The sequence below is a fragment of the Rhodococcus sp. IEGM 1306 genome (assembly GCF_036541985.1).
GTDB classification, from domain to species: domain Bacteria; phylum Actinomycetota; class Actinomycetes; order Mycobacteriales; family Mycobacteriaceae; genus Rhodococcus_F; species Rhodococcus_F qingshengii.
Genome location: NZ_JAZHFF010000002.1, coordinates 585132 through 595745, shown reverse-complemented (window position 1 = coordinate 595745; position 10614 = coordinate 585132). Strand labels below are relative to the sequence as shown.

General features: G+C 60.8%; 9 protein-coding genes. 5 read left to right on the top strand and 4 right to left on the bottom strand.

Annotated features, from left to right (window positions below; translation table 11 throughout):
- The first annotated feature begins 6 nt into the window (after positions 1 to 6).
- Together V3587_RS09500 and V3587_RS09495 are read left to right on the top strand one after the other, a co-directional pair.
- Complete coding sequence (locus tag V3587_RS09500; protein ID WP_054827626.1) at positions 7 to 1182, top strand: lipase family protein; 1176 nt, start codon at positions 7 to 9, stop codon at positions 1180 to 1182.
- A gap of 73 nt (positions 1183 to 1255) precedes the next feature.
- A complete protein-coding gene (locus tag V3587_RS09495) occupies positions 1256 to 1729 on the top strand; it encodes a DUF5709 domain-containing protein (RefSeq protein WP_007732075.1) in 474 nt (157 codons plus the stop codon).
- Here V3587_RS09495 and V3587_RS09490 read toward each other — a convergent pair.
- Entirely contained in the window at positions 1718 to 2767 is a 1050-nt protein-coding gene (locus tag V3587_RS09490) for a GGDEF domain-containing protein (RefSeq protein WP_238565218.1), read from the bottom strand. The two genes, V3587_RS09495 and V3587_RS09490, sit on opposite strands and share 12 nt — an antisense overlap.
- A 603-nt stretch (positions 2768 to 3370) precedes the next feature.
- Between V3587_RS09490 and V3587_RS09485 the strand changes: the two genes are divergently transcribed.
- Positions 3371 to 4354: a hypothetical protein gene (locus V3587_RS09485; RefSeq protein WP_283376418.1), complete on the top strand. Its 984-nt coding sequence runs from the start codon at positions 3371 to 3373 to the stop codon at positions 4352 to 4354.
- A 7-nt stretch (positions 4355 to 4361) separates the two neighbouring features.
- Here the strand turns inward: V3587_RS09485 and V3587_RS09480 are convergent, their stop codons facing one another.
- The gene (locus V3587_RS09480; RefSeq protein WP_283376434.1) at positions 4362 to 4958 is read right to left on the bottom strand and encodes an NAD-dependent epimerase/dehydratase family protein; all 597 of its coding nucleotides are present in this window, start codon (positions 4956 to 4958) and stop codon (positions 4362 to 4364) included.
- A 122-nt stretch (positions 4959 to 5080) separates the two neighbouring features.
- Positions 5081 to 7168 (bottom strand): glycosyltransferase, encoded by a 2088-nt coding sequence (locus tag V3587_RS09475; RefSeq protein ID WP_283376417.1) that lies wholly within the window; start codon positions 7166 to 7168, stop codon positions 5081 to 5083.
- Positions 7169 to 7220: 52 nt separating this feature from the next.
- Here V3587_RS09475 and V3587_RS09470 point away from each other — a divergent pair, with 52 nt between their 5' ends.
- Entirely contained in the window at positions 7221 to 7538 is a 318-nt protein-coding gene (locus V3587_RS09470; protein ID WP_230359872.1) for a hypothetical protein, read from the top strand.
- Between the two features lie 451 nt (positions 7539 to 7989).
- On the opposite strand, the gene V3587_RS09465 is transcribed toward V3587_RS09470, so the two are convergent.
- Positions 7990 to 8787 (bottom strand): ArsR/SmtB family transcription factor, encoded by a 798-nt coding sequence (locus V3587_RS09465; protein WP_080726673.1) that lies wholly within the window; start codon positions 8785 to 8787, stop codon positions 7990 to 7992.
- A 411-nt stretch (positions 8788 to 9198) separates the two neighbouring features.
- Here V3587_RS09465 and V3587_RS09460 point away from each other — a divergent pair, with 411 nt between their 5' ends.
- Positions 9199 to 10614 (top strand): NAD(P)/FAD-dependent oxidoreductase, encoded by a 1416-nt coding sequence (locus tag V3587_RS09460; RefSeq protein ID WP_165639264.1) that lies wholly within the window; start codon positions 9199 to 9201, stop codon positions 10612 to 10614.

Below are 10614 nucleotides of genomic sequence, written 5' to 3'. Positions count from 1 at the left end.
GGATCGATGCTGACTGCCGCTGCACTGACTGCCGCACTGCTCTCCGGGGGGACTGCACAGGCCGATCCCGCATATCCGGCACCGGACCCGGACCCGTTCTACTCGCAAGCAGCTGCCGAGGGGACCGCCGGCACGCCGATCTCCGTGCGCCGGGCCCCTGACCTGATGACCTTTCCCGGCGTCGCGATCTGGCAGGTCAGTTACAGGTCCACGAACTCAGAGAACAAGCCTATTGCCGCGGTCAGCACGATCCTGGTCCCGCCGAATCAAGCACAAGACGGCCCGTTGCTCTCGTATCAGCACATCGTCAATGCACTCGGTACGGGATGTGCGCCATCTCGCGCGCTTTACGCATCGGATCCCAACATCGTCATCCGTGAAGCGCCCATCCTCAACGTCGCGCTGCAACGTGGATGGACCATTGCCCTTCCCGACCATCTCGGACCCAACAGTGCGTACGGCGCCGCGCGCCTGGGCGGACAGATCACGCTCGACGGTATCCGCGCCGTTCAGAAAGTCCCCGAATTGCGTAGTGGCGCCAGCCCTGTAGGTATTGCCGGCTACTCCGGCGGCGGCATGGCCACCGCGTGGGCGGCCGCACTGGCCCCGAGCTACGCACCCGAGGTCAACCTTGTCGGTGTAGCCGAGGGCGGCGTCCCGATGAATCTGTCCAAGATGGCAAACGGCCTCGGACAGGATCCGCACCCGGCATTCGGCCTCGCATTCGCCGCAGCAATGGGCCTCGAACGCGAGTATCCCGACCTACTGCCGCTGAGCAACCAACTCAACGACCTCGGACGGTCGATGCGGGCCGAACTCACCAACGCGTGCACCAACGACATCCTCAGGGTCGGTGCCGGGCGCAGTGCCTCTCAGGTGTCGACGTCGACATCCTTGCTGTCCAGCCCTGAAGTGCGAAAGGTGATGGACGACAACAGCGTCGAACTCTATCCGGGTGTGCCGACTGCCCCGGTGTTCGAATGGCACACACCCGACGACGTTCTGATCCCCATCGATTCGGTGGTCAACACGATTTCGCGGTACTGCGCCGCCGGAGCCACGATTCAATCCCAACTGTTCCCCAGCCCGGACCACCTCACCACTGCGGTCCTCGGTCTGCCCACCGCATTCGAGTACCTACAGGACCGATTCGACGGAGTGCCGGCCCCGCGTTCGTGCTGAATGTCTCCGGAGTGACGTATCGAGCAGGCGCGGCACATGGCCAACTCGGTGTGCCCGTGGCATCGTTGATCGTATGAGCGACACGGATGACACCGGCGCGGCCGGCAATGGCGATTACAGTCTCGATCCCGACGACCAGCTTCAACCTGAAGACACTCTGATCGATCGAGGCGTCGACGACATTCTCGACGAGGGAATCTCACCACCGGAACGCCCACTGGGACTTGATGCCCACGGGTTGACCGGCAGCGAGGAATCAGCGGGGGAGACCCTCGACGAGCGCCTGGCCGAAGAAGAACCCGATCCGTACGCGTCGCTCGGAGATCCTTTGAAGGATCCCGCCGATGCCGACGAATTCGAACGGGAAGAAGAATTCCCGGACGGTGACGAAGTGGGTAACCGTCGGGTCGGGCGTCTCGTTGCCGAAGACGAGGGCAGATACGAGGACGAGGAAAGTGAACTCATTGCCGGAGACGTCGGAATCGACGGCGGCGCAGCGTCGGCAGAGGAAGCCGCGATGCATCTGATCGACGATTCAGAGGACTGAACGACCGCCTGACTGTTGTGGCTGTTGTAGCTGTTGATCGGTGAGAACGATGGAGTGGACGTGATTTCCACCCATTCTCTTGCTTTCGTACATCGCCGAATCGGCGAGGCGATGTAGATCGTGAACGCCACTTTCTGCTGCTTGTACGTCCGGCCAGGCGCCGTTGTGGATGGCTATGCCGATGCTTGTCGTCGAGATTGGTTCGCCTGTAGGGGAGTTCATGATGGGCCCGATCCGGGCCAGTAGATCGCCGACGTACGGCAACGGCATCATCTGAACGACGACGAACTCGTCACCGCCGATGCGCGCTATCGCCGCGTCCGATCTGGCCCAGTCGTGTAGTCGATAGGCCGTGCGCAGTATGACTCGGTCGCCGACGTCGTGACCGTAGGTGTCGTTGAAGTGTTTGAAATTGTCGATGTCGATCACCACCACCAGCAAAGACTGGTCGAGGCTGGATTTCGCTTGCAGTAGTTCGGAAGTCCGCCGTGCGAGTCCGCGCCGATTCAGCAGGTCCGTCAACGGATCGAGTTCTGAGCTTTGAGCGTCGTTGCTCAGGAGCGCCAGAGCAATCTGCGTGACCACCGGTATGACAGTGATGACAGGAATGGCAAAGGCAATGCGCCCCAGGACGTCTGGAAGGCCAGAAGGTACATCGGTGAACACGCCGATGCTGGCAACAACGATGACCGCCCCGGAAAACAGCAGGTGCCACAGCTGAGTTCGAAGATTGTGAAAGAAGGCTATGTACGAGCCGACGAGCCCGAAGACGAGACATCCGAGCAATCTCTGATCCGGATTCGCCTCAGCCAGCACGATCACCGCAACGGCGAAGTCCCCGGCAACGACGAAGAAATACGACCTTTCACGGGTGGTCGCTACGACAGGCAGGGCAATTCCGCCGATCATCACAAGCACTGCGACGACGACGTCCAACGGAAATCCGATGGTCTGTACCGAATGAGTGCCCAGTCGCTTCAGCAGAATCGTGATACCCAGGAGGAAAACCAATACGCCGATGCCTATCCGAGTCGGCATCAGAATTCCGTTGTCGCGCAAGAATCGCGTGAATCGGTCAAACTGGTCTGGCACTGCGAGCCAGCGATGCACGACCTTGGGTGTGTCGCTCATCGCGGCCACTGACCATGAGAAGCGGCCGGTCGAATACAACACATGCGGCGATAGTAGTCCGTGGCGATGACAATGGAACTGAACTCGCCTCCAGCCTGTCGACCATAATACGTCACAGTGACGAATTGAGGTGGGGTAGCCGGAAGTCGGTGAGACGTGTTTATCGGCATCAATCCACATCAGAGCACTTATTGGTCGTTCCTGACGTCCAGGTCGCGCGGCGTAGCCGCAGTCGCCGGCGAGGCCAGGCGGTGATCGGTACCAATTCAGCCGGCGATCGCGGAGTCGCAATGGTCGAGTCGTGCAAGCCGGTCGCAGATCTAGGACGGAAACGCAGGAAAGCCGGCAAATGTACCGGCAGACAGACATAGGTGGGCGGAAACAAGGAAGGTTGCACGAACCAGGCGTGAGCCGGATATCGCCAGTTCGAGAATTTGCCGATAATCTACATTATGTCAAGTAATGGATATTCGAACGTCCCCCGTCAGCTTGTCCGCTAGCTTTACCCAGATGGATTCCGTTGCACTCGTCCTCGGTTCACCACGTGGCCGTCGCTTCTGTGCGAACGTCGGTTACGCATGCCGCGCCGGCGCACGCACATCCGGTGGACACTGGCCTCAATCGCCGGACGATGCGCTCCAAGTTCTCGGCGCTGTTGATATCCGGGCAATCGGCGAGATGTCCGAACTCGAGATTCTGCACTGTCTTGCGTATGCCGTAGATTTTGCACGCTACTGGGAGCCGCCGGACGAAGAAGATCTGATCTTCGTCCGCCCTGAGGTGATCGCGGCATTGCGACCGATTGCCGAAGCACTACTCGACTCGCCACACACTGCCTGGTGGGCCGAGCCTGCTGACCTTCTGAACCAGAATCTGGTTGAAAAGCGAAACCCTATTTACGGCTGGTCGGACCTTCCCTTGCGGATTTACCGTGCAGAGGACGGCCTCGAACAGTGGCGTGCTGAGGCACTCGACTACGAACGCCGGTTTCTGGAATACCAGATCGAAGATCCGGACCGTCACATCGGAGGCGAATGGTGGTCTATCCCGTTTGCCAACGGCACAACCGAAACAACCAGGGCCCGCGACGGTATCGGGGCCCTCGGGGTGTTTCTCGAAGAAGACAGCTCCTCGAACGAGGCGCGGGTGCAGCCGGTAAGGATCTACGGCGCGCCCCGGATCTACGAGATCACCGGTCCGCAGGACTGGGCGAATCTGGTCGATACCTATCCCCTGCCAGTGCCCGCTTCACGTCGCTCCGTGTGGTACGACACGACCGGTGAATACCGTGACTGGTTCATTCCGGACTGGGTTTCGGTGTCCGCGGATTACGACGCCGTGCACCTGACCATGATGGCTTATCTGACCACGCCAGGTGTCGCGATCCCGTTGTCGGCCAACGCGGGGGCCACTGTGCTCGCCGGGTGGAATCCGGACGCCACCTTCTGGCTACGTAGCAACAACATCACCGTTGACGACGACCCGACGGGCTGACGTTCGGCTACACCGAGTTGAGCAGGTGCGGCCGCACTGCCAGCCACCGCGCGGTGTCCTCGATCCCCTGTTCCAGGGTGAATGTCGGAACCCACCCGAGTAGTCGCAACGCACGATCGTTCGACGCATAAGCGCCGGCAGTGTCACCGGTGCGTCGGCCGGCAGCGACCACGTCGATATCTTCGCCGAGCACGTTCTCGAATGTGTGTACCAGCTCCCACACCGTCGTCCCCCGCCCGCTGCCCAGATTGACCACAGTCATGCGTGATGATTCAGCGGTGACCCGGTCGAACCTTTCCAGTGCTCGAACATGAGCGTCTGCAAGGTCCCAGACATGAACGTAATCACGCACTCCGGATCCGTCGCGCGTCGGCCAATCCGTTCCCGTAACCCTGAAAGGCGTTCCTGTCGAATATGATTCGAACAGCTTTCCGAGTGCGTGGGTCGGGTGTGCCGATGGTGTACCACTTCGCAGCTCCGGATCTGCCCCGACCGGATTGAAGTAGCGTAGAGATATCGCCGATAATTCAGTGGCCGCCGCAATGTCGTCGAGCATCGTTTCGAACTGAGCCTTGCTGTGCGCATAGGGACTCTGCGGTGCGATCCCCCAGCGTTCGTCGATCGTTGCTCTCCACCGTCTGAGAGCGTTGCGGTCTCACACCTTCGAGTAGTTCGGTCAAGATATCTCCTTGATTCAGCGAATCCGATTTCGTTTTGGTGGTGGTCTCACAGTGCGAAGCGTCGTGAGTATTCGGATTCGATTGCGCCCGAACGAATCAGGCTGCGTGTGGAGGCGATGCCGGGCGACAGCGTCAGGCACGTGAGCGCTCCCCCGGCACTCGCATCCACCAGGTAGTCGCCCAGAGTTCGGTAGTGACCCGCCCATTGTCCGAATGCTTCGGGATCTGACTCCGGATCCGCAATCTCGTCGAGAATTCGCTCGAAGGCGCGCGAATGTACGAGAACGGCGTGGACTCCACGGTTCTCAGGACTGGTGCGCAAGAGTGCCGAACCGTCGAGCAGAGCTCCGTCCCTCGATTTCGGGTCGTGTCCGAGGTGGACGACATCCCAATCGCCGTGATCCAACTCTTCGCGGGCATGGCCAAGGATCGATGCGGCGGCATCCAGCAAACTGACGTCGTCAGCAGCGATGAGGACCGAATCCCAGCCCTTCTCAGTCGCCCGAGCGAGCGCACGACGCCACGAGACGGCAAAGGCCGCGTCCTTATTCATCGCGTCCTCGAAAGCCGACACTCTTTCCACCGCTGTTACGCGCGGTAAGCGAATGAATCTATGCCAGGATGCTTTCCATCTGTCGATGTCGAGATCGAGATTCACGACGGCAACACCGAGGTCCGACTCAGAATCCTCGACAACGGGGTTGGGTTCTCCCCCTACGCGGACAGGCGACAGTGGGCGATCGAGCACAACGTCGACTGCGCCTCGCTCGAGCAGATAAGCCGCCAGTGAGAAGTCGGACGGCACGGGTCCGTTGATCCTTCGTGAGAGTTCGTCTCGCAAAGTTCCGTATGTCGCCGCGCGAACAATCAGTGCAACTCCGACCAGATCTTCGCCGTGTGCGTGGATGACAGCCGTATCGGCCTCGGCCGGGAGGTCGTCGACGATGTTCCGTAGCTTGTACATAACCGCGGGTTCGATCACGCGAGCCTCGTCCAGAAAAACTACCGATTTCCAGGCCAACAGAATGGCCTTGTCGATTCCGGCGACGAACGCAGACGCAGTCCTCCACACATCCGGAGCGTCGTCCTGCGACGGAATGGCACGGTGAACGGTCAGTTCGATCGACTCGGCCTCCGCCAGGCATGAACGCCACGGAGCGACTCGGCCGTCGTCGCCGAGAACGATCACTCCACCAAAGGCCAACTCGGGTTTCTGGACGCTCAGCTCCGCACGGAGACGAATCTCGGGATACGAATCACCGAGGTATTCGGAGAACTGACGATGGAGTGAATCGATGTCCCAACCGACCTCAGTCCAACCGAGCAGGTAGTTGTGAACACGATCTTCCCAGTTTATTCGATATGGGACGCCTGCCGGGCGCTCGAACCGATGGTGCCAGCCGAAAGCCGGAAGGCAGACGACCTTGCCGCCGTTGATCCGGAACTTCTCGTGGATGTACCCCTCTTCACCTCCGAATCCGGTGAAGTGCGAGTTCAATCCCGGCCACGCCTCACGCCTGCAGGCAAATGAGCCGAGGCCCTGCATGACGATCTCGAAAGGCACGTCCGGGTGTTGCTTCGCTCGCGGATCAACTCCCCACGAGCCGAACATCCCGTTGCGCCACTTGGGGTCCATGTGGGTGGCCGCGATGTGCGAGGAATCCTGGGAGAGCATCGGTCCCTGGATCAAATCGTCGGTTTCCGGGTCCGCATCGAAATACGCCAGCAACGCCGACAACGATCCCGGTGCCAAGATCACGTGAGAGTCGAGGACAAGGACATACTTTCCGGTGGCCTTGCGGAACAGGACGTCCCGCACCGCAGTCGATCGAACGTCGGTGAACGGGATGTAGCGGAACCGATCGATGTAACCGGCAAACGATTCGAGCATCGGCGCCGGCAACCCCTCGGGGTTGTTGTCCAACAAGACGAATTCGACTCTGTCCAGAACCTCGCGATGATGGACCAAGATCGAGTGGATCGTGAAGTACGCGCCGTCGAAATCGTCGTAGGTCGCGATCGCGACAGTCAGATCGGCCGGTTCTCCGTGTGGCGGAGTCTCCTTCACCTGAACTGACCCCGCGCTCTGAAACTTCTTCAGAGCGCGGTGTAGCGCGACGTCGAACTCTGTCATCGTCGGTGTTCCCCCTCGGAACCAGTCGCGTCGTGTCGGCTACGTAGGTTCCGTGGGATTTGTCGGCTGGGTCGGAGGGGTCGGGAAGGTCGGCTCGGTGCGAGTGGTCGGCACCGTCGGTACGGTTGGCACAGTCGGGACGGTCGGCTCCGTCGGCGCTGTCGGCCCGGTGGGTTTGGCGGTCGTCGTTCCACCCGAACCTGACGAGCTACCGGTTGATCCGGAACCTGTGGAACTTCCGGACGGTCCCGAACTCCCGGAACTACCCGAACTTCCTGACGATCCCGAACTCCCGGAACTACCCGAACTTCCTGACGATCCCGAACTTCCCGATGATCCGGGATTGCCCGGCTCGTTTCCGCCCGGCTGATTCCCTCCCGGAGTATTACCACCGGGTTGATTCCCGCCTGGTTGCTCGCCGCCTGGTTGATTCGGATTCTGCTGGCCACGACTTGGCGCTCCGGAAAGATTCGGCGTGTCACCGGCTGCGAAGGCCGGCGCCGCACCACCGAGGCTGATCGACGTCACGACTGGCACAGTTACCGCCGAGGCCGCTAGAACTGTCTTGACGAACTTGCGTCGATCAACTGGAACATTCTGAAAAGCGTCGCCGCCCATAGCGTTTCTCCCATGCGTCCGAGACGAGGTCGTCCTCACTCGATGTCGGGCAAAACGCTAGCATCCTTCTGGCAACTTTACAGACTGAACGCGCCGATATTTGACGGTTATGCGAATTTGAGTCCGGACTGGGCCGACTGTTCGGACAAACGTACGGCGATCTCCTCCTGTTCAGGGGACTCGTTTGTCCCGGTCGACAACCGTCAACCGACCGGCATCTCCCACGGCGCCACCGGAAGAGTGCTTCCGGTTTCGAGGTAGGACTTCAGGTTCGACAACACCGCCGACCATCCACCGGCCACCTCCATGCGAGCCGATTCGTCCGCCAAATCGGTGTGCTTGACGGTCAGTCGCACGATCGCGCCGAAGGCTTCGATGTCGAAACTCACCCGAGAGATGTCGACGCCCGGTTCGCCGTTCGGATCAGCCCAGGTGGTGACCAACCTCGACGGAGGGTTGCTCTCGACTACGGTGCCGACTACATCGGCAATGTTCGAACCGTCGATCCGGCGGTGCTCCCAGGTCGATCCCGGCTGCCAGTCGGAGACGTTGCTGTGTCCCCAATACTCTGCGGTGGCCTGTGCGTCGGTGAGCGCTTTCCAGACGTTGTCCGCCGTGCTCGCAATGTAGGTGACGTACACAAAACTGGGCTTGTCGGTCATGGCTTCCTCCGCGATTTTTTTGACGGTACTGAGCGCACGAAGGCGCGGTACCTCGAACTTGTTGATCCACCGCTCTCGAATCTCCTCGAGCGCAACGGGATTGAGATAGTGAAGCTTCGCCCTCCCCTGTCGGACCGTGCTGATCAGATTGGCGTCCTCGAGCATGGTGAGGTGTTGAGTGACAGCTTGCCGACTCATGTCGAGGCTGTCGCACAGCTCGCCGAGCGACTGACCGTTGGCTACGAACAAGCGGTCCAGGAGAAGCCTTCGTGTGGGATCGGCCAGTGCTTTGAAGGCTGCATTCATCCGGTCGTTCACAACTTCACAATATGCAAGCATTTACTTGCATGTCAACGGTTGGGCGTGCCGGGTTTCGAAAGTTGGGACAGATGAGGTGTGATGTCTCTAGGCAGATGTGATCTGAATCCCGGATTACACCGTAAGAGAGGTTGGGCACATGGACTGGGCAGCAATTGGAGTGGGTGTCGGGTATGCCTCGGTGGCCCTGTCGATCCTGGTTTTCGTCGGCGGGTGCATCGCACTGTTCATCTTGTCCGTCCGCCAGTAGCTGACACCTCGACAAAGTGGTGATCACCCCGGGGTCCGGCCAAGCCGATCACCTCGGGAGTGATCACCCTCGAGGCCGCTTGATCGATTCGGACACACCGGCGCGCGTCGGACTGCTCGCAGAGAAGCTCGGCCGCGGTGGGACTACCGTAGGACTGTCGCCTAGAACTCGAGGAGTACGGAATGAGCATCCAGTCGGTTGAACCGCACCGCCACCGCGTAGTGGTGATCGGTTCCGGCTTCGGAGGATTGTTCGGCACTCAGGCTCTCAAAAAAGCCGATGCCGACATCACGATGATCGCGCGTACAACCCACCATCTGTTTCAGCCGCTCCTCTATCAGGTTGCGACCGGCATCCTCTCGGTCGGTGACATCGCTCCCGCCACGAGACTGGTGCTGCGCAAGCAGAAGAACGCACAGGTACTGCTCGGTGAGGTCGAGACCATTGATCTCGAGAATCAGACCGTGACCTCGCGCCTGCTCGAACGCGTCACTGTTACGCCGTTCGACAGTCTGATCGTGGCAGCCGGTGCCGGTCAGTCGTACTTCGGCAACGACCAGTTCGCGGAGTTCGCCCCCGGAATGAAAACGATCGACGACGCCCTCGAACTGCGCGGACGAATCCTTGGGGCCTTCGAACAGGCCGAACTGTCGGACGATCCCGCCGAGCGTGCGCGCTTGCTCACCTTCGTCGTTGTCGGCGCCGGCCCCACCGGCGTGGAGTTGGCCGGGCAGATCGCCGAGCTTTCCCGTCGAACGCTGGACGGCGCGTTCCGCAAGATCGATCCTCGTGAAGCGCGCGTCGTGCTCCTCGACGGCGCCCCTGCCGTGTTGCCCGTGTACGGCGGGAAGCTCAGCCGCAAGGCTGCCGAGACGCTCGAGAAGCTCGGCGTCGAGATCCAGCTCGACGCGATGGTCACCGACGTGGACAACGACGGTCTGATCATCAAGGAGAAGGACGGCACGCTTCGCCGTATCGAGTCGCAGTGCAAGGTGTGGTCCGCCGGCGTGCAGGCCAGCCCCCTCGGCAAGCAGCTCGCAGAACAGAGCGGCGGAGAAACCGACCGCGCCGGCCGCGTCATGGTCAATCCCGACTTGTCTCTGCCCGGGCACCCCAACGTCTTTGTCATCGGCGACATGATGTCGCTCGACAAGCTGCCCGGATTGGCTCAGGTTGCCATGCAGGGTGGCAAGTACGCGGCCAAGCAGATCAAAGCGTCACTGGACGGCAAGTCCCCGTCGGAACGAGTTCCGTTCAAGTACTTCGACAAGGGCAGTATGGCAACGATCTCGCGCTTCAGCGCGGTAGCCAAGGTGGGCAAGCTCGAGATCAGCGGCTTCATCGGGTGGGTTGCCTGGCTGGCAATTCACCTCCTCTACCTCGTCGGATTCCGTTCCCGTGCCTCGACGCTGTTGTCATGGGCGGTGACGTTCTTCGGGCGTGGCCGTGCTCAGATGGCGTCCACCGAGCAGCAGGTCTTCGCGCGAAACGCGATGGGCGAGTTGGAGAAGAAGAACAAGGAAGCGACGGAGTCCGGCAGCGCTTCGAATGGCGAAGCCAAGAAGGCTGCCGACAAGCAGCAGAAGGCCGCCGGCTGA

Bases quoted from the DNA above. Each gene is read 5' to 3' on its own strand.
- V3587_RS09490 (WP_238565218.1), bottom strand. From the start codon at position 2,767: ATGCCGACTCGGATAGGCATCGGCGTATTGGTTTTCCTCCTGGGTATC.
- V3587_RS09465 (WP_080726673.1), bottom strand. From the start codon at position 8,787: ATGCTTGCATATTGTGAAGTTGTGAACGACCGGATGAATGCAGCCTTC.
- V3587_RS09495 (WP_007732075.1), top strand. From the start codon at position 1,256: ATGAGCGACACGGATGACACCGGCGCGGCCGGCAATGGCGATTACAGT.
- V3587_RS09460 (WP_165639264.1), top strand. From the start codon at position 9,199: ATGAGCATCCAGTCGGTTGAACCGCACCGCCACCGCGTAGTGGTGATC.
- V3587_RS09500 (WP_054827626.1), top strand. From the start codon at position 7: ATGCTGACTGCCGCTGCACTGACTGCCGCACTGCTCTCCGGGGGGACT.
- V3587_RS09485 (WP_283376418.1), top strand. From the start codon at position 3,371: ATGGATTCCGTTGCACTCGTCCTCGGTTCACCACGTGGCCGTCGCTTC.
- V3587_RS09475 (WP_283376417.1), bottom strand. From the start codon at position 7,168: ATGACAGAGTTCGACGTCGCGCTACACCGCGCTCTGAAGAAGTTTCAG.